At 63.1% G+C, this 17,084-nt stretch carries 18 protein-coding genes; 2 read left to right on the top strand and 16 right to left on the bottom strand.

What is annotated here, in order from left to right; translation table 11 throughout:
- Both clpS and G452_RS0112970 read right to left on the bottom strand, forming a co-directional pair.
- Nucleotides 1–315, bottom strand: a complete 315-nt coding sequence (clpS, locus tag G452_RS0112975) for an ATP-dependent Clp protease adapter ClpS (RefSeq protein WP_022662690.1) — start codon at nucleotides 313–315, stop codon at nucleotides 1–3.
- Between the two features lie 53 nt (nucleotides 316–368).
- On the bottom strand, nucleotides 369–977 hold the full coding sequence (locus G452_RS0112970) for a class IV adenylate cyclase (protein ID WP_022662689.1): 609 nt from the start codon (nucleotides 975–977) through the stop codon (nucleotides 369–371).
- A gap of 64 nt (nucleotides 978–1,041) precedes the next feature.
- Here G452_RS0112970 and crcB point away from each other — a divergent pair, with 64 nt between their 5' ends.
- Both crcB and G452_RS0112960 read left to right on the top strand, forming a co-directional pair.
- Entirely contained in the window at nucleotides 1,042–1,416 is a 375-nt protein-coding gene (gene crcB / locus G452_RS0112965; protein ID WP_022662688.1) for a fluoride efflux transporter CrcB, read from the top strand.
- Between the two features lie 44 nt (nucleotides 1,417–1,460).
- Nucleotides 1,461–1,805 carry a DUF190 domain-containing protein gene (locus G452_RS0112960; RefSeq protein ID WP_022662687.1) on the top strand — a complete coding sequence of 115 codons (345 nt, stop codon included), beginning with the start codon at nucleotides 1,461–1,463 and terminating at the stop codon, nucleotides 1,803–1,805.
- Nucleotides 1,806–1,815: 10 nt separating this feature from the next.
- Here G452_RS0112960 and G452_RS0112955 read toward each other — a convergent pair whose 3' ends face one another.
- The 14 genes from G452_RS0112955 to G452_RS0112890 form a co-directional block, all read right to left on the bottom strand.
- Nucleotides 1,816–2,673, bottom strand: coding sequence for a CheR family methyltransferase (locus G452_RS0112955; protein ID WP_022662686.1), 858 nt, complete (start codon nucleotides 2,671–2,673; stop codon nucleotides 1,816–1,818).
- A gap of 9 nt (nucleotides 2,674–2,682) precedes the next feature.
- The gene (locus tag G452_RS0112950) at nucleotides 2,683–4,974 is read right to left on the bottom strand and encodes a chemotaxis protein CheA (RefSeq protein WP_022662685.1); all 2,292 of its coding nucleotides are present in this window, start codon (nucleotides 4,972–4,974) and stop codon (nucleotides 2,683–2,685) included.
- A gap of 60 nt (nucleotides 4,975–5,034) precedes the next feature.
- The gene (locus tag G452_RS0112945) at nucleotides 5,035–7,152 is read right to left on the bottom strand and encodes a methyl-accepting chemotaxis protein (RefSeq protein WP_022662684.1); all 2,118 of its coding nucleotides are present in this window, start codon (nucleotides 7,150–7,152) and stop codon (nucleotides 5,035–5,037) included.
- Nucleotides 7,153–7,255: 103 nt separating this feature from the next.
- Nucleotides 7,256–7,792 (bottom strand): DUF2062 domain-containing protein, encoded by a 537-nt coding sequence (locus tag G452_RS19515; protein ID WP_022662683.1) that lies wholly within the window; start codon nucleotides 7,790–7,792, stop codon nucleotides 7,256–7,258.
- 17 nt (nucleotides 7,793–7,809) lie between these two features.
- Entirely contained in the window at nucleotides 7,810–9,861 is a 2,052-nt protein-coding gene (gene fusA / locus G452_RS0112935) for an elongation factor G (protein WP_022662682.1), read from the bottom strand.
- Nucleotides 9,858–10,751 (bottom strand): hypothetical protein, encoded by an 894-nt coding sequence (locus tag G452_RS0112930; protein WP_022662681.1) that lies wholly within the window; start codon nucleotides 10,749–10,751, stop codon nucleotides 9,858–9,860. The genes fusA and G452_RS0112930 overlap by 4 nt, the downstream gene beginning before the upstream one ends.
- Before the next feature lie 45 nt (nucleotides 10,752–10,796).
- On the bottom strand, nucleotides 10,797–11,531 hold the full coding sequence (locus G452_RS0112925) for an outer membrane protein assembly factor BamD (RefSeq protein ID WP_022662680.1): 735 nt from the start codon (nucleotides 11,529–11,531) through the stop codon (nucleotides 10,797–10,799).
- Nucleotides 11,524–12,453: a thioredoxin-disulfide reductase gene (gene trxB, locus G452_RS0112920; RefSeq protein WP_022662679.1), complete on the bottom strand. Its 930-nt coding sequence runs from the start codon at nucleotides 12,451–12,453 to the stop codon at nucleotides 11,524–11,526. Before trxB ends, G452_RS0112925 begins: the two co-directional genes overlap by 8 nt.
- Nucleotides 12,454–12,457: 4 nt before the next feature.
- Nucleotides 12,458–12,778 (bottom strand): thioredoxin, encoded by a 321-nt coding sequence (gene trxA, locus G452_RS0112915; RefSeq protein ID WP_022662678.1) that lies wholly within the window; start codon nucleotides 12,776–12,778, stop codon nucleotides 12,458–12,460.
- 158 nt (nucleotides 12,779–12,936) lie between these two features.
- Nucleotides 12,937–14,004 (bottom strand): tRNA (adenosine(37)-N6)-threonylcarbamoyltransferase complex transferase subunit TsaD, encoded by a 1,068-nt coding sequence (gene tsaD / locus G452_RS0112910; RefSeq protein ID WP_022662677.1) that lies wholly within the window; start codon nucleotides 14,002–14,004, stop codon nucleotides 12,937–12,939.
- Between the two features lie 10 nt (nucleotides 14,005–14,014).
- Nucleotides 14,015–15,022, bottom strand: coding sequence for a class 1 fructose-bisphosphatase (gene fbp / locus G452_RS0112905; protein ID WP_022662676.1), 1,008 nt, complete (start codon nucleotides 15,020–15,022; stop codon nucleotides 14,015–14,017).
- Between the two features lie 73 nt (nucleotides 15,023–15,095).
- Nucleotides 15,096–15,890 carry a PDC sensor domain-containing protein gene (locus G452_RS19510; protein WP_022662675.1) on the bottom strand — a complete coding sequence of 265 codons (795 nt, stop codon included), beginning with the start codon at nucleotides 15,888–15,890 and terminating at the stop codon, nucleotides 15,096–15,098.
- A gap of 74 nt (nucleotides 15,891–15,964) precedes the next feature.
- A complete protein-coding gene (locus G452_RS0112895; RefSeq protein ID WP_022662674.1) occupies nucleotides 15,965–16,774 on the bottom strand; it encodes a tetratricopeptide repeat protein in 810 nt (269 codons plus the stop codon).
- The gene (locus G452_RS0112890; protein ID WP_022662673.1) at nucleotides 16,758–17,078 is read right to left on the bottom strand and encodes an FtsB family cell division protein; all 321 of its coding nucleotides are present in this window, start codon (nucleotides 17,076–17,078) and stop codon (nucleotides 16,758–16,760) included. The genes G452_RS0112895 and G452_RS0112890 overlap by 17 nt, the downstream gene beginning before the upstream one ends.
- Nucleotides 17,079–17,084: the final 6 nt, after the last annotated feature.

Genomic DNA, 17,084 nt, shown 5'->3' with positions numbered 1-17,084 from the left:
CTATTCCCCCTCCATGCTGCATTTCAGAGGGAAACCGGCGCTCCTGGCCAGCCGATGGACGGTGTCCACCTTGGTCTCGGCCACCTCGGCCGGGTACACCCCGCAGACGCCCTTGCCTTCGTTGTGTACGGCGAGCATAATCAGCGTCGCCTCGGTTTCCGTCTTCTTGAATACATGCATGAGTATCTCGACCACGAAGTCCATGGTCGTGTAGTCGTCGTTGAGGAGCACAACCTTGAATTTTCTGGGCTCCCTGACCTCATGTTCATCATACAGGCCTGTCTGGGAATCATGGTCCGCAAACGGCTTTCCCATTGTCAAAGCTCCCTCGATCCTTTTCTGCGCTTACCTGTGAGAATAAGCTCGATTCATGGGGATGTCGAGTACCGACACCCTGAAATTTCCCGTTCCAGCCGGGCGCGCTCTTCCTCGGAAAAAACAAAACAATCCTCGTGGTCCAGCCCTTGCCGCTCCCGCCAGGCGCGATTCAGGGCGTGGTAGGTGTCGCGCGTTGTCAGGGCGTCGTGCAGTTCCAGACGCCCTGCGAGCACGGGAATGAACTCCTCCGGCCCTTCGATCTCAACGAAATCCCCGAAGGGCAAATGATCGAGGCAGACCTTGGCGTCCTCGGCGATCCACTTCTCCCGGACCTTCTCATAGGCGAACATGGCCCTGTAGCCCAGCGCCTCCAGGCCCAGGCGCATGGCCCGCATGTCCTCGATCCCGGTTTCGTATTCCCGCCGCAGCTTCACGGCGGAAGAGTCCTCGCACGGAGCCTTGACCGTGAGCACGGCTCCGGTCGGAGTCCGGCGCAGGCGCAGCAGAAGGCCTCGCTCGCGCAGGCTCCGCCCCTCGTCGTCAAAGACGAGGTTCTCCTCGAAATATCGCCCCTTGCAGATCGCTCCGAGCGCCGAAAGCCGCGCGCGCAGGGCGGCATGGTCCACGTCCAGGTACTTGAGTTCCGCCTCCACGCTCATGGGCACTTTCCTCCCGCCCCGACAATTGCTACTCTCCGGCAGCGACCACAAAATGGAGCATGCCGTGACCAAAATCCTCGTCCTCGCCCTGGGCGGCGCAGCCGGAACCCTCTCGCGCTACTGGCTTTCCGGCGTGGCCCAGCGGCTTTTCAGCGCGTCCTTTCCCGCGGGCACCTTTGCCGTGAACATGGCCGGAAGCCTGCTCTTCGGACTGCTCTGGGGCCTTTTCGAAAACCGCATCGGGTTCAGTCCGGAACTGCGCCTCCTGCTTCTGACGGGCTTCATGGGCGCGTTCACGACCTTCTCGACCTACATGTTCGAATCCGCCGCATTGCTTCGCAGCGGCCAGCATCTGCTGCTCGCGGCCAACGTCGTCGGGCAGAGCCTGCTCGGCTTGACCCTCGTGCTGGCGGGCATGGCCCTCGGTCGGCTGATCTGAGCCTACAACACGACTCCGCAACCCGCAAACCGGATGGTGCACCGATGAATCTTCCCAAGCAGGCGGAAAGGCTGCGAATCTTCATAGGCGAAGGCGACAGGAGCGACGGCAGGCCGCTCTACGAAGCCATTGTCCAGGAAGCGCGCAAGGCGGGCCTTGCCGGAGCCACGGTGCTGCGCGCCGTCATGGGCTACGGGGCCAACAGCCGCGTGCACTCCAACAAGATCCTGCGCCTCTCCGAAGACCTCTCCCTGGTGGTGGAAATCGTGGACGTGCCCGAAAAGATCGGTGCCTTCCTGCCTCTGCTCGACAAGATGATCACCGAAGGACTTGTGACCCGCGAACCCGTGGAGGTGATCTTCTACCGCCACTCGCGGCAGCAGCAATGAACAGGCCCGGTCAGACCTTGCGGTAGATGGTCGGGGCCACGGGCACCAGGGGCACGTCCATGCCCGTCAGGCTTTCGGAATGGCCCGTGAACAGGTAGCCCCCGTCCGCGATCTGGGCCGCGATGCGCCGAAACAGCCGTTCCTGCGTGGGCCGGTCGAAATAAATGACCACGTTGCGGCAAAAAACGACGTCGCGCGGCTTCTCCAGATGAAACGGCTCCATGAAGTTCATCCGCTCGAAACGAACCAGGGACCGAAGCTCCGGGGCGATGCGCATCAGGCGTTTTTTCGGATCCTTGCTCCGCAGCAGATACTTCTTCCTCAAGGGGGCGGGGATGTCGTCCATCTTGTCCATGACGTAGACGGCCCGCCGCGCCGTATCGAGAACGCGCTGGGAAATGTCCGTGGCCAGCACCTCGAACCGAAAGCCCTGGCACCGCTCGGCGAATTCGCTGAGCACCATGCACAGGGTGTACGGCTCCTCCCCGGTGGAGCACCCCGCGCTCCAGACGCGCAAGGCCCTGCCGCCGCGCAGCCGGGAGTGCAGCCCCGGCAGGATGCTGCGGGTCAGCGCGTCGAAGTGGTTTGATTCACGGAAAAAATGCGTGGTATTCGTGGTTACCGCGTCATAGAGGTGCGGCAATTCGTCCTTCTGGCCCTGCTCGCTGAAAAGGTAATCCCGGTAGCCCGCGTAGCTTTCGATGCCGAGCAGGCGCAGCCGCTTGTGCAGCCGCGCTTCAAGCATGGGCTTTTTGCTGGGCGGCATCTTGATGCCGAGCTGGGCGGTGATGAAATCGGACAGGAGCAGAAAATCCTTGTCCGAGAGCGACGAACCGCGATTCTTGGATGGAGGAGTGCCCCCGCTCATGGGCCCCTCCTACGCGGACTCGGCAACGACCCGCTTCATCAGGCCCGGGACATCGAGAATCAGGGCGATGCTGCCGTCCCCCTTGATGGTCGCGCCGGAGATGCCGTCCACGTCCTTGTAGATCTTGCCAAGGCTCTTGATGACCGTCTGGTGCTCGCCGATGACCTTGTCCACCACGATGCCCACGCGGCGGCCTTCCAGCCCGACGATGACCACCTGCTCGATTTCGGGCCGGGGAGCATTGATCTCGAACCACTCCCGGAGCTGGATGTAGGGAACGATCTCGCCGCGCAGGTAGAGGATCCTGCGGTCGCTTCCGGCCTCGTCCTCGGCGCGCAGCTCGACGCACTCCTCCACCACGGCCAGCGGGACCACGTAGAATTCCTCGCCCACGCGAACCTGCAACCCGTCGATGATGGCCAGGGTCAGCGGCAGCCGGATGGTGATTTCCGTGCCCTCGCCCTTGGTGCTGGCGATCTCGATCCGCCCGCGCAGGGAATCGATGGCCCGCTTGACCACGTCCATGCCCACGCCGCGCCCGGAAACGCTCGTGACCTGCTTGGCCGTGGAAAAACCCGGCTCGAAGATGAGGTTCAGGATGTCCGCGCGGGAAAGGTCCGATTCCGGGCTGATCAGGCCGCGCTCCAACGCCTTGGCGCGGATCACGTCCGGGTCGATGCCCTTGCCGTCGTCCAGGATGCGGATGAGCACCTCGCCCCCGGAATGCTCCGCGGAAAGGCGGATCGTCGCCCTGCGGGGCTTGCCCGCGGCCTCGCGTTCGTCCGGAAGCTCCACGCCGTGATCGATGCTGTTGCGCAGCAGATGCACCAGCGGATCGGCAAGACGTTCGATGACGGTCTTGTCCAGCTCGGTGTCGGCACCCGTGGTGGCCAGCTCGATCTCCTTGCCCAGCTCGCCGGACAAGTCGCGCACCAGTCGGCGGAACTTGCTGAAGGAAGTGCCGATGGGCAACATGCGGACGCCGAGAGCCGTGTCGCGCAGTTCGTCCGAAAGCCGTTCCAGATCCTCGGCCAGCCTCTTGAATCCGGAATCATCGCGCTCCTGGGCCAGCTGGGTGATCTGCGCCTGGACGATGACCAGTTCCCCCACGAGATCGACGAGGGAATCGAGTTTTTCCGCAGCCACGCGGATGCTCGTGACAGCGTCCTGCTGGCGGGCGGCGTCCGCTTGGACCGCTGGTTTCGGCTGCGGCTCGGCTGCGGGAGCGGGCTTGGGCGCGGGCTTGGCGACAGGCGCTGGCTTCGGCTCGGCTGCGGGAGCGGGCTTGGGCTTCGGCTCGGCTGCGGACTTGGGGGCTGCTGTCGGCTCCTGGACCTCGGAAACAGACGCGGCCGGGCCATCCGGCAACGACGCTTTCGAGGGGGTGGAATCCAGCAGTTCCCAGCCTTCGTCCTCCGGGGCCGCGTTCAGCGGTTCGGAAGCCTCGACCACCTCGATTTCAAGCGGCGCATCGGAAAAGAAAAACACGTCCTTGACGGCTTCTTCGTCATGCGCGGTTTCCAGGAGCACTTCCCAGGAAACGTAGATATGGCCGGGAACGTAGCTCTCCAGCGGCGGCACGGCTGCGTCGTCGGCCCGCACCTCGCAATGTCCGAGTTTGGCGAGCTCTTCCAGAAGCGGTTCGATGTGAAAATCCTCCCCGGTATCCGGGGAAAGGGGGGAGATGCGCACGAGCATGCGCCGAAGCGGCTGCTCCGTGCCGGCGGCAGGTTCTTCGGACTTCTCGCCGGCGGAAGAATCGGAAGCTGCTTCAAGCTCGGCTGCGGCGTCCTGCGCGCCGTCCACCCCGGCTGCATCGGCGTCCACAGGGACATCGGCGTCAGCAGGGGCATCGGCGACGGGTTCCTCGGCGACGGGTTCCTCGGCGACGACAGCGGTCACGCACGCTTCCGGCTCAGCCTCGCCGGAAGAGATGCAGCGCAATTTCTCAAGGATATCTTTGGCTTCGGCAGAATCGACTTCATCACCGCCGCCCTCGTCCAGCATGCGCTGGATATGGTCCCGAACGGCAAAAACCTGGTTGAGCAGAGGGCGGGTCACCTGAAGCTGGCCATTGCGGACCATGTCGAACATGGACTCCACCTCATGGGTGAACTCCGCGATGTCGTCGAAGCCGAACATGGAGCCCGAACCCTTGATGGTGTGCAAGGCTCGGAAAACCCGGTTGACGATATCCATATCGTCGGGGCGGCCTTCGAGTTCGAGCAGGGTCGTTTCCAGTTCGACGAGCAGCTCGTAAGCCTCTTCCCGGAATATCTGCCTGTTGATGTCGTCGGACAAAAGCCCCTCGCTCCGGCGCGCCTGGCGCGCTTTCGGGTTATTCGCCGCCCATGGCGGATGTTACAGGAATTGTATCTCCGCCCTGGCCGTTTCGTCATCCAAAGGCGTCACCTTGATCCTGACCTTTTCGTTCTTGAACTCGGCGGCCCCCAGCAGAATGCCCTCGAAATAATCGAACAGGCCGCGCTTGGAGCGGTAATTCATGAACAGCCGATCCCCCTTGTCCTCGAAGGTGAAATTCGGCGGCTCGATGCCCGGCTGGGCCTTGGTCAATTGCGCATGCACGTCGTTCATGCGCAGATAGAACGCTTTGAGCTTTTCGTCTTTCTTGAAGTAACGCGGATACATCTCATGGAATTTGCCCATGGTGAAGCGGCCCACCTCAAGGAAGACCTCGCGGACGCTCTTGTTGGTTTCCTTGGCTATGGTCTCGCACATCTGCGTGAAGACCTTGTCGGGGTAGCCCTGGGTGGGCAGGAATGTCGGGTTGCCCAACTCTTCCTGGAGGATGCGGTAGACGCGGTCCCCCTTCTTGCGGGCGAAGTCCTGGATCAGCTTCGGAAGCACGCCCCGCATTTCATGGTCGGACGACCGAAGGCGCAGCTGCTGCCCCGCGTCTTGGGTGAAGTTCAGGGAAACGCCCAGAAGCTCCTGCGAGAGCTGGGCAAGGTCGCGCGTGGCGGAAGCGGTCTGCCCTGCCCCTTCGTCCGCTTCGGTGGCGACCTGGGCGATGCTCTCGATGCTGTGATTGATCTCTTCGGCGGCGGAAGACTGCTCCTCGGCGGCGGTGGCGATCTGGGCCGCCCGCTGGACCATGTCCTTGATGCCCGCCATGATCATCTCAAGAGCGCGTCCGGCCTGATTGGCCATTTCCGTGCTCTCGCCGACCTGTTCGCCCGTCTCTTCCATGGACCGCATGGCCAGACGCGAACGTTCCTGGATGGTCTTGATGGCCTGCTCCACTTCCTTGGTGGCGGTCATGGTCTTTTCGGCCAGCTTGCGGACCTCGTCCGCGACCACGGCGAAGCCGCGCCCGGCGTCGCCCGCGCGGGCGGCCTCAATGGCGGCGTTCAGGGCCAGCAGGTTGGTCTGGTCGGCGATGTCGTTGATGACGCTGATGATCCGTCCGATTTCACCGGCCTGGCTGTCGAGCTGGTGGATCATGCCGGAAAGCTTGTCCGCGGATTGGGACACGCCGTGGATGGCGTCCACGGCCTTGCGGACCATCTGCACGCCCTCCTGGGCGGACTCGTTGGCGCCGTCGGCAGCGGAAGAAGTGGCCGAGGCGTTGCGGGCGACCTCCAGAACCGTTGCGGTCATTTCCTCCATGGCGGCGGCCACGGTGTCGGTCTGCTCCTTCTGGCGCTGGGCTCCCCTGGCCTGCTCGTCGGCGGAGGCGGAAAGCTCCTCGGAAGCCGAGGCCACGCGCTGGGCCAGCAGGCTGACTTCCTGCCCGATGCCGAGCATGTCCTCTTTCTGCTTTTCCAGCTCCTTCTGCTTCTCGATCAGGGAATGCAGGTCGATATAGGAACAGACCACGCCGAGCACTTCGCCCTTGTCGTCAACGATGATGTTGGCGTATTGGCGCATGGTCACTTCGCGGCCGTCCCACATCCTGACCACGCTTTGCTCGTCCACGGCCTGGCGCGAGCGCAGCGCCCGCCCCGCAACGGAGGTGCCTTTTTTGTTCTGGAAGACCTGCCCCGGCGTAAAGCCGATAACCTGCGACACGGGCTTCTTGACCAGCTCCATGACGGCGTTGGTGGCCGCGAGAATATTGCCTTCGCGGTTCGTCACCAGGACCGGGTTGCGCAGCGACTTGAGCGCATTCTGAAAAAAAACGGAGGCTTCGTGCTGTTCGGCGACCGCCCTTCCGAGCTGTTGCAGCAGGGGGCTAAGCTCCCCGGCGGAAACCGATTCCAGCAGCAGCCGGGGATCGCCCGTGGCGGCGAATTCCTCTGCGACGCCGCGTGCGCCCCGGACAGAGATGGACACGAGCCGCGAGGCCAGTATGGTCAGGATGAAGGCGATGACGACGCTGACGCCGAGAACGAAGTTGACGTCAAGGCCGAAGGCCTGGGACAAAAGCACGGCTCCGGCGAAAATCAACGTGAGCACTGTCCCGAAGATCAGAGTTCTGTTGCCGGTTCCGAGAGCCAGCGGCGTATTCACGCTCATGCAACCTCCATTTCATCCCACTCTATCGGCAAACGCCGAAAAAAACGAGCCCCGACAATTCAGATTATTATGCTTTTCGCATGAACTTGGCAATGCGCCTCGCCTATTTCTCGTGCGGGTGCCGCATCTCCGCTTCGATGCGCCGCCGCCTCCGCTCGTGCCGAAGCATACGGTACCGTCTAACAGCTTGCAACGAAACAAAATATGTCAAAAGCGCAGCCACTACGCCGAAGACCACGCCCCCGGTAGTCATGACCAGGAACACGTCCCAGCCCGTGGCGATGAGCTCTTTCATGGCAAGGTGCTTCGGATCGAACGTCACCCCCTCGAAAGGCATGACCAGCTTGCCGATCACGAACAGGAAGGAATAGAAGGGCACCATGGTGAAGACGTTGGAATAACAGGTTGCGAGCCAGGCCGAGAGCTTGTTCGTGCGCAGGAAGAAGGCCAGGACAACCACGGTGATCGTCTGGAACGGAATGATCGGCAAGGCCCCCACGAACACGCCCAGGGCCAGTCCCAGCGCGATGTTCTGCGCCGAGGCGTTCTGCCGGATGATCCGCAGGTACCAGTAATGGGTGATGCGCTTGGTCCGCGTCCACCAGTGGCGGCGGTCCTCACGTGTCGTCTTTTTGTTCATTCGGTGCCCGTTCGGCGCTATTGCAGGACATCGAACCGGGCGAACTTCATGACAAAGCCGGCCCTGCCCTGCGTGGCCGAGCGTAATTGCGTTGAGAAACCGAACAGGGAAGCGAGCGCGGCTAGAGCCTGCACTGTCTTGACGCCGCCCCGGTCGAGCATGTTTTCGATCTTCGCGCCCTTGGAGCCGAGCAGCCCGATGACCTCGCCCACGAAGTCGTCGGGAACGCTGATCTCGACCCACATGATGGGCTCAAGCAGTTGCGGACTGGCGGCTTCCAGGGCCTTTTTCAGGGCCATGGCCGCGGCCATGCGATACCCCGCGGGCGAGGACTCCCCGTCCTTGCGCTGAAGCTCCAGAACGCGCACGCGCACGTCCTGGACCGGATAGCCCTTGATGACGCCGCTTTGCAGACCGTCGTTCACCCCGTCCGCAACGGCGTCCATCCAGGCGGCGGGCCAGAGCGCCGCGTCCACCTCGAAAACCACGTCGCGCCCCTTGTCGCGCTCGCGGGGCTCCACGCTCAGGCGCACGCCCCCGAAATGCATGTCCTCGCCCAGTTCGCGATGGAAGACGCCCTCGGCCTCGGCCGTGGCGTTCACGGTTTCCTGATAGACGACCTGCGGGTTGCCCGTGCGCGGGCTGAGACCGTATTCGCGTCGCAGCCGCTCCAGGATCACCTCCAGGTGCAGTTCGCCCATGCCGGACAGCACGACCTGCCCGGTGTCTTCGTCCCGAACCACTTCCAGGGTCGGATCCTCAAGCAGGAATTTTTCCAGCACCTCGTCGAGCTTGTCGCCCTCCTCGGAGTTGCGCGGCTCGATGGCCAGGGAGATGACCGGCTTGTATCCGGCGATCTGCTCCAGCAGGAGCGGAGCCTCGCGGCAGGCCAGGGTGTCGCCCGTTCGGGCATACTTCATGCCCGCCGCGGCAACGATCTCCCCGGCAACGGCCTCGTCGATCTTTTCCTTGCGCCCGGCATGCAGCCGGAACAGACGCGCCACGCGCTCGTCCTGGTCCTGGGTGACGTTGTAGACCGTATCCCCGGCCTTGATCCGGCCGGAATAGACGCGCATCAAGGCGAGCTTGCGGCCCGAGTCCATGCTGACCTTGAAGACCAGAGCGGAAAGAGGTTCGGCAGGATGCGCGGGGAAGGAAATCCGCTCCTCCACGCCGGGCTTGACGCCGCTGGCCTGGGGCACTTCCGCCGGACTGGGCAGATACAGGCAGATGGCGTCCATGACCGGCTGCACGCCGATGTTCTTCAGCGCGGAACCGCAAAGCACGGGCACGAGCCGGCCCGCCAGGGTGGCGCGGCGAATGGCCGGATGCAGCACCTCCGGCGTGCAGTCGCCGCCGCCGAGGTAGCAGTCGCAAAATTCGTCGTCCTCTTCGGCCAGCGTTTCCAGCATCCGCTCCCGCCAGGGAGCGACGCGCTCGCGCTCCGAGTCGTCCATGGGCACGCGCCTGTATTCCAAAATCTTGTTGTCCACGTCGAATTCCAGGCGTTCCATACTCACGAGATCGAAGACGCCCTCAAGTTCCTGGCCCTCGCCGTCCGGACACTGCAACGGCAGCGGCTTGACCCGCAAACGCTTGACCATGGAATCGAGAACCGCCGCGTAGTCCGCGCCGAGCCGGTCCAGCTTGTTCACGAAGGCGAGCTTTGGGACGTGGTAGTGCTCGGACTGCCGCCAGACCGTCTCGGACTGGGGCTCGACTCCGCTGACGCCGCAGAACACGCCCACCGCGCCGTCCAAAACGCGCAGGCTGCGCTCCACCTCGATGGTGAAGTCCACATGGCCCGGCGTGTCGATGATGTTGATCAGGCAATCCCGCCAGGGCGTCGAGGTCATGGCCGAGGTGATGGTGATGCCCCGTTCCTGCTCCTCGGGCATGTAGTCCATGGTGGCCGTGCCTTCGTGGACCTCTCCCATGCGGTGGATCTTTCCGGAATAATAGAGCATCCGCTCCGTAAGCGTGGTCTTGCCCGCGTCGATGTGCGCGATGACGCCGATATTGCGCAGCTTATCCAGATATTTTGCGGCCTTGCCGGTCGGCTTGCTCATTCTTCCTCCGTTTCGCATTGCTCTTCGGAACGCCAGGCGGTTCTTCGGACCTGGAAAAACTCGGAATGAAGATCGGGAAACAGCCAGCAGGCTTCATGTCCGGGGCCGAAAACAAGCGGAAAAGCCGCAAGGGCATCCTCGGCGCTGGAGCCTGAAGCGAAGCAGGCCTGCCCTCCGGCCCGGACGATATGGTCGAATTCCGGACCAAGATGCGCGAACCGGTCGTCCGGCAACGGCGAATCGGCTCCGGCCACTTGAAAACGTCCGTCGGGGTGCGCGAAGGCAAGGGCCTCGAGGTCCGCGTCCGCGCCCTCCCCCTCCAGGAAGACGGCGATGCCCGCCTGCGCGGGAGCGGTCCAGAGGCGACGCGAAAAACCATCGGCGAATCCGTCGGGAACCAGTCCGCTCGTGCCGCCGAAGGCCAGGACGATGCAGGATTCGCCGTTTTCCGTCGATGCCTCGATCAATTCCCGGACCTTGCCGCGCGGCAGTTCCAGGACGGCCTCCTGTCCGGCCAGTTCAAAGGCGGCGAGCACCGCCTCGGACGAGGGAGCGTCCTGCGGCCCGCGCGCATGCACGGCGAGAACCGTTCCGATTCCGGCATTCAACGCAGGCAGGAGCGCCGCGAGAATACGCGCCGGGGACGCGCAGGAGGCGTCGAAAAGCAGGAGGCAGACGTCGGCGGGAGCGGCCAGCTCCAGGGACTCGAAGCCCTGGGTCCAGACGCGGGCGCAGCGTGTTTCGGAACAGGGCGCGGGAGCGCGCCAGGCGTATTGCCGTGCGATGGCGGTCTTGAGCAGGGCCCGCCGTTCAGCGGACACGGCTTCGTAGGCCGCGGCAAAGGTTTCGTCGTCAAGGCAGGCGTCAAGCGCCCAGGTGGGAATCGTCATTGGGGCTTTCCTGCGAAAAAGCGGCCCTGGGGCCGCCTGTACTCGTTACAACCAATCCCGGACGAACTTGTACCAGCTATCCTGCAATCGCATCCGTTCCTCCTCGGAGAGCGTCTTCTGATGCTCATAGTAGGAGTATTCGGCACGCTTTCGGGCATATTCCTGGATATCCGGGAGGTCCGGGAAATTCTCCACGATGTACTTGTACCGGCTCCAGGCCGGGCCGTACTTTTTGGTGCGCCAGTAGAAATCCGCGATGAAGACCTCGTGTTCGGCGAGGATGCGGCGGCTCTTGTGGATGTATTCCTTGGCCTGGGCCGCGTAGTCCGATTCCGGAAAGGCGTCGATGACCCGCTGGAAATACTCGATCCCTTCCTTGATGTTGTCCTGACGGCGGTCGATGGACTCGAACTGCTTGAAGTTGGACATGCCCACCTGAAACAGCACGTAGGGAATATCGTCGTGCACGGGATGCAGCGCCTCGAATTCCTTGTAGGCGTCCGCGGCGAGCATGAACTTGTCGTCCAGGAAGTAGGCGTCGCCCAGGCCCACTTCGGCCTTGGGGGTGAAGGGGCTGAAGGGATAGTTGTCCTTCAGCTTCATGAAATATTCCGCAGCGTCCGAATACTCCCCCTGGCTCATGGCGTCGGCTCCGGCCTCGTAAAGCTCCTGAGCCGTGTCTTCCGGCCTGGGCAGGAAGTAGTAGTCGATCAGGCCGCAGCCGGAAAGCGTCGCCGCCAGCAGGACGATCGGGAGAATGCGCAGAAAGGTTTTAGGCATCGAGCTGTTCCAGATAGGCGAAGGCGGTGTTTGCGGCGGTGGCGCCGTCGCCCACGGCGGTGGCCACTTGACGGCAGTGCTTGGAACGGATGTCGCCGGCGGCGAAAATGCCGGGAACGTTGGTGCGCATCTCGGTATCCGTGAGCACGCCGTTGGCGTCCATGTCCACTTCCTTGGGAACGAAGCCGACATTCGGCGCGAACCCGACAAAGACGAACACGCCGTCCACTTCGATCACGGACTTTTCTCCGGAATTGCGGTTCTCCACCGCCACTCCGGTGACTTCGTTCTCGCCGAGAATCTCGGTGACCACGGAGCTGCGGATCACTTCAATCGCCGGGTGGGTGAAGCATTTGTCCTGGTAGCACTTCAAGCCGCGAAAATCGTCCCGCCGGTGGATGAGATAGATTTTCTTGACCAGCTTGGCCAGATAAAGGGACTCCTCCAGGGCGGAGTTACCCCCTCCCACCACCGCCACGGTTTTGCCGCGATAGAAATTCCCGTCGCAAAGCGCGCAATAGGACACGCCGCGACCGATGAGACGCTGCTCGCCCGGCGCGCCGAGCGGACGGTACCGCGCTCCCGTGGATAGAATGATGCACTTCGCGTGAATCCATTCCTCGCCCACGAGCAGCTCGTGTCCCTTTTTCCCTTCCGGGTCCACCCGCATCTCCCGGACCTCGTCCAGGATCTTTTCCGGCTTGTATTTGTCAAGCTGGGCCGCAAAGGCGTCCGCCAGCTCGTAGCCCTTGAGGCCCTCCGGAAAGCCGGGATAATTCTCTATCTCCTCGGTGAGCAGCACCTGCCCGCCGGGTGAGAGCTTCTCCACCATGAGGGTGCGCACGCCGGAGCGCAAAAGGTAAAGGGCGGCCGTCATTCCGGCCGGGCCGCCCCCAATAACGACAGCGTCGTAGGATTTCATTGGCTTACAGGGCCTTTTTGCTGATCATTTCCTTGATGCTGCTCTTGGAAACCGCACCGGTGGTCTGGTCGACCACTTCGCCGCCCTTGAAGAGAATCAGAGTCGGAATGGCGCGGATGCCGTACTTGCTGGGAGAAGCGGAGTTCTCGTCCACGTTCATCTTGCAGATCTTGACCTGACCTTCGTACTCGGTGGCCAGCTCGTCGATGACCGGACCCATGGCCCGGCAGGGGCCGCACCAGGGCGCCCAGAAGTCCACAAGCACGGGAATGTCGCTTTGCAGCACTTCCTTTTCAAAATTGCCGTCCGTCACCTGGAACGCCATATCGATCTCCTTTGTTTTCGGAAGGAATCCATTATCTTCCTGCTCCGCCCGGCCGGGAACCCCGCGCCGTTCGGTCACTCTCGTCAATCATTGTAAACTAGTGCCGCCCCAGGAAAGTGTCAAGAAGCATCGGCGTCCGCTCCTGCTTCCCGGGCCATTCAGGCTCCCAGTCCGACCCAGTCCAGAGGCACCTTGCGCCCGCGCGGGACCGCCTCCAGATCAAGTCCGTGATAAAATCCCGCGCGCGCGAGACGCTCTCCCGCACAGGCGACCATGGCCGCATTGTCCGTGCAGAGCGAAGGCGACGGAAGAACCAGTTCCAGGCCGTTGCGTCCGGCCAGTTCGGCCATTGTCGCGCGAAGCATGGAGTTGGCGGCCACGCCGCCCGCCACGATCAGCGCCTTCGCCTCCGGAACGCGCCGGAGCGCTCTTTCCGTCTTGATCCGCAGCGTATCAGCCACGCTCCAATTGAAGGACGCGCAGACCACGGCCAGCTCGGCGCGCACCTCCGGCGCGAGGGCCTCCGGCCCGGCCAGCGACGGCAAGGCCAGATGCGGATGAGCGTCCACGTGGTTGACCACGGCGGTCTTCAGGCCGCTGAAGCTGAAGTCCAGGCTGTCGTTGTCGATGAACGCGCGCGGAAACATGCCGTGGTCCGGCTCGGCGCCGCTTGCCAGATCGTCGATGAGCTTTCCGCCCGGATAAGGCAGATTGAGCCGCTTGGCCGCCTTGTCGAAGGCCTCACCGGCAGCGTCGTCCAGGGTCCGGCCGAGCAGCCGGAAATCGTGATCCGCGTGCACCGCGTAGGTGTGCGTATGGCCGCCGGAAACCAGCAGGCCCAGGGCGGGAAACGGAATGTCCCGTTCGAGCCCTGCGGCGAGCAGGTGCGCATGCAGATGATTGACGCCCACGAGGGGCGCGCCGATGGCCAGGCTGAGCCCCTTGGCAAAGGAAAGCCCGATGAGCAGCGCGCCGAGCAGGCCCGGACCGCGGGAAACCGCGATGCAGGAAACAGCCTCGGAGCGGACACCGGTCTCTTCCAGCAAGGCGCGGTACAGGCCGGGCAGAACCCGCAGATGCTCCCGCGAGGCGATTTCCGGCACGACCCCTCCGAAAAGGGCGTGCACGTCCACCTGCGAGGCCAGCCGCTGCCCCAGCAAACGGCCGTTTTCCACCAACGCGACCGCGGTTTCGTCGCAGGATGTCTCGATTCCCAAGCAGAGCATGATGATCCGGCTATTCGCCCTTGAGGATTTCCATGACCTTGAGCACGTCGCTGCGCGACCCGATGAACAAGGGCACGCGCTGGTGCAGGTGGTCGGGTTCGATGTCCAGGATGCGACGCTCGCCGTCCGTGGCCAGCCCTCCCGCCTGCTCCACGATCATGGCCATGGGATTGGCCTCGCACATCAGCCGGAGCTTGCCGCGCGGCTTGGCCGGATCCCGATGGTCCGCCGGGTAGAGAAAGATTCCGCCGTAGATCAGGTTGCGGTGGAAATCGGCCACGAGAGAGCCGATGTAGCGCAGGCTGAAGGGACGCTTGATGGCGTTGTCCTCGCCCTTGAAATAACGCATGGCCTTGCGGGTGGCGTCGTCCCAATAGAGTTCGTAGCCCTCGTTCACGGAATAGATCTTGCCTTGGTCCGGGATGCGGATGTTCGGATGGGAGAGCAGGAATTCGCCCACGCCCGGATCCAGGGTGAAGCCGTGCACGCCTTCTCCCGTGGTCAGCACGAGCATGGTCGAGGAGCCGTACATGATGTACCCGGCGGCCACCTGCTCGGCGCCCTTTTGGAGCACGTCGCTGTGCATGACCTCGGAATCCGCAGGACTTTTGCGCCGATAAATGGAAAAAATCGTCCCGATGTTCACGTTCACGTCGATGTTCGACGAACCGTCCAACGGGTCGAAGATGAGCACGTATTCCCCGGTGGGGTAGCCGCGCGGAATGCCGATGATGTCGGCGTTCTCCTCCGAGGCCATGGCGCAGAGCACGCCAGCCTTGGAAAGGCGGTGAATCAGGATGCTGTTGGCGTATTCGTCCAGCTTCTTGACCTTCTCGCCCTGGACGTTGACGTCCCCGGTAAAGCCCAACACGTCCACCAGGCCGGCCTTGTTCACCTCGCGGGAGATGATCTTGGCCGACATGATCAGCTCGTTCAACAGCAACGTGAAACGACCCGTGGCCTTGACCTGGGACTGACTGTACAACAGGTGTTCCGTAACGGTTATCTGTTGCGGCACTTCAGCCTCCCATGAAAGTTGTGGATCGGTCGAACGGATCGACATTCTACCCCATTACCAGAAAAAGGACACCCTAAAAAGGAAGCCAGCCGCTGTCTTCGCGCTCCTGCTTCACGCAGGGAGTGGCGTAGACATAGGGATCGCTGCCGACGTAGCGCACGATCCAGACCCAGCGTTCGCCCCCGGCCTCGACCTCGCCCGCCACGTCGTCCTCGAGCATCTCCTTCCAGGGGAGAGCCTTGAGCGGGGCGGTGTCCAGGCCATGATTCATGGTCCAGGCGCCGCCGCCCGGCTGGAGCAGCACCAATTCGTCGGGATTCGGGCAGAAGCTCAGCAGGGTGCGGGGATCGACGCTGACGAGAATCAGCCCGGCGAAATCCGCGTCCTTGAAATACGGCGTGCCGACGTAGAGTTCCGGCCCCAGTTCCGGGTAGTCCACCACGGTCTGGAGGAAAGTGCTTCTCCAATTCGCCTCGTAGACCAAGGGGTCGCTGATGCGCTTGAGCGGCTCCTCCGGAACCCGGTCCAGCATCCAGCCGTCCTTGTCCACGACGATCATGCTGTGCACCCAGGGATAGCGGAGGAAGAGCAGGTCGATCCACTTCTGGTCCGGGTAGGAATCCCGGTCCGAAACGTAGCGGATCATGGACTTGAGCGGTCCGTCGACCGGCGTCATCAGCCGGGCGAGCTTCTCCTGGTTGGGGTTCTCGAACTGGTAGGCGTCGAGATTCACTTCCGGGTCGGGGTTCACGAAGGTTCCCACGTCCTGGGCGACCTCCTTGGTGCCCTGCCAGCTCTCCTTCAGGGTGGAGCAGGCCGTGGCGAGCAATGCCAGGAGAAGCAGAGGGAGAATATGTTTCAGGCTCAATTCCGATTGCCTCGACAGGGGTTTTCACCGCGCTTGCAGCCAAGGCGCGGCAGGGATGGTACGAAAAGGAAGAATCAGTCCGCGTTCTGGCGGCGCACCCTGGCTTCGAAACGAGCCGCCAGCATTTCCAGGGCGCCGATCAGCCGGTTCTTGGCGTGCTGGCTGAAGACGTCCTCGTCGGGATCGGGCTCCTGCTGCGGCGAAGATTGCCGCTCCACGATGCCCGCCTCCATCTCTCGGATGCGCCCGGCGAGTTCGTCCTTGTCCGCCCCTGTCGCGCGGGACCAAAGCTCGCGGTAGATGTCCTGGGCGCCCTGATAGTCGCCCTGGGCGGCCAGCAGATCGGCCATGGTCTTGGTGCGCAGGCTGCCGCCCGCGCCCTCGGTCTTGCGCGTCACCGCTCCTTCGACGACAACGGAACGCCGCTGCGGTTCCGTCGGTTCGAGTCGGGGAGCGGGTTCGGGCAGAGGGCCAACGAGCTTGTCGGAAAGCGAGTTCACGCCTTCGAGCATGATGTCGGTCCAGTGCACGGGCCGCCCTTGCAGCCACGAAGCCACGAGCATGAGAAACACGGCGAAGTCGCGGTTTTCATGCGGCTGTCCCTGGGCCCAGAGCTTCCAGAAGGAAGGATACCCCCCCAGGGCCTCCACGACCCGCCTGGACTGCTCCAGGGCCTCGTCGCTGCGCCCCAGGTCGGACAAGACCTGCACGAGCAGCATCCGGGCCTCGAGGTATTCGGGATGCCTGTCCAGGCCGGACCGCAGCGTGGACACGGCGTTTTCAAGTTCGCCGACCTGGACGAACAGTCTCGCCAGGGGGAAAAATACCCGCGAGCCGGGCTCCAGGCTCAATACTTCTTGGAACCACTCAATCTTTTGCTGCATCCCGGCCTTCTCCGGCGGCTTCGCCGTCCTGCGGAAAAACGTAGAGCACCTCGTTTTTCCGTACGTAGTTCATGCGCTCGCGAATCATGCGCTCCTGATAGTCCGCATCGGACTCCAGGCGAAGAATGTCGGCGCTCAGGTCGCGGCTTCTCGTTTCCAGCCGGTCCACCTCGGCCCGCAGGCTCTGGTAGCGGTTTCTGAGATCCAGATACGACAGAGCGCCCCGCTCCCCCCAGACCAGCCCCAAAAGGAGATAGAGATTGAGGAGCACGAGAAGCCCGACAATGACCCGGCGTCCAAACATGAGACC

It is taken from the genome of Paucidesulfovibrio longus DSM 6739, assembly GCF_000420485.1.
Lineage (GTDB): Bacteria > Desulfobacterota > Desulfovibrionia > Desulfovibrionales > Desulfovibrionaceae > Paucidesulfovibrio > Paucidesulfovibrio longus.
The sequence above is the reverse complement of the archived record's forward strand: the minus strand, read 5'-3'. Positions and strand labels throughout refer to the sequence as shown.

Excerpts from the sequence above, each read along its gene's own strand:
- G452_RS0112895 (WP_022662674.1), bottom strand. The coding sequence starts at position 16,774 with ATGCAGCAAAAGATTGAGTGGTTCCAAGAAGTATTGAGCCTGGAGCCC.
- G452_RS0112960 (WP_022662687.1), top strand. The coding sequence starts at position 1,461 with ATGAATCTTCCCAAGCAGGCGGAAAGGCTGCGAATCTTCATAGGCGAA.
- G452_RS0112890 (WP_022662673.1), bottom strand. The coding sequence starts at position 17,078 with ATGTTTGGACGCCGGGTCATTGTCGGGCTTCTCGTGCTCCTCAATCTC.
- G452_RS0112945 (WP_022662684.1), bottom strand. The coding sequence starts at position 7,152 with ATGAGCGTGAATACGCCGCTGGCTCTCGGAACCGGCAACAGAACTCTG.
- G452_RS0112930 (WP_022662681.1), bottom strand. The coding sequence starts at position 10,751 with ATGACGATTCCCACCTGGGCGCTTGACGCCTGCCTTGACGACGAAACC.
- clpS (WP_022662690.1), bottom strand. The coding sequence starts at position 315 with ATGGGAAAGCCGTTTGCGGACCATGATTCCCAGACAGGCCTGTATGAT.
- fusA (WP_022662682.1), bottom strand. The coding sequence starts at position 9,861 with ATGAGCAAGCCGACCGGCAAGGCCGCAAAATATCTGGATAAGCTGCGC.
- tsaD (WP_022662677.1), bottom strand. The coding sequence starts at position 14,004 with ATGCTCTGCTTGGGAATCGAGACATCCTGCGACGAAACCGCGGTCGCG.
- trxB (WP_022662679.1), bottom strand. The coding sequence starts at position 12,453 with ATGAAATCCTACGACGCTGTCGTTATTGGGGGCGGCCCGGCCGGAATG.
- G452_RS0112955 (WP_022662686.1), bottom strand. The coding sequence starts at position 2,673 with ATGAGCGGGGGCACTCCTCCATCCAAGAATCGCGGTTCGTCGCTCTCG.
- trxA (WP_022662678.1), bottom strand. The coding sequence starts at position 12,778 with ATGGCGTTCCAGGTGACGGACGGCAATTTTGAAAAGGAAGTGCTGCAA.
- G452_RS19515 (WP_022662683.1), bottom strand. The coding sequence starts at position 7,792 with ATGAACAAAAAGACGACACGTGAGGACCGCCGCCACTGGTGGACGCGG.
- G452_RS0112970 (WP_022662689.1), bottom strand. The coding sequence starts at position 977 with ATGAGCGTGGAGGCGGAACTCAAGTACCTGGACGTGGACCATGCCGCC.
- G452_RS0112925 (WP_022662680.1), bottom strand. The coding sequence starts at position 11,531 with ATGCCTAAAACCTTTCTGCGCATTCTCCCGATCGTCCTGCTGGCGGCG.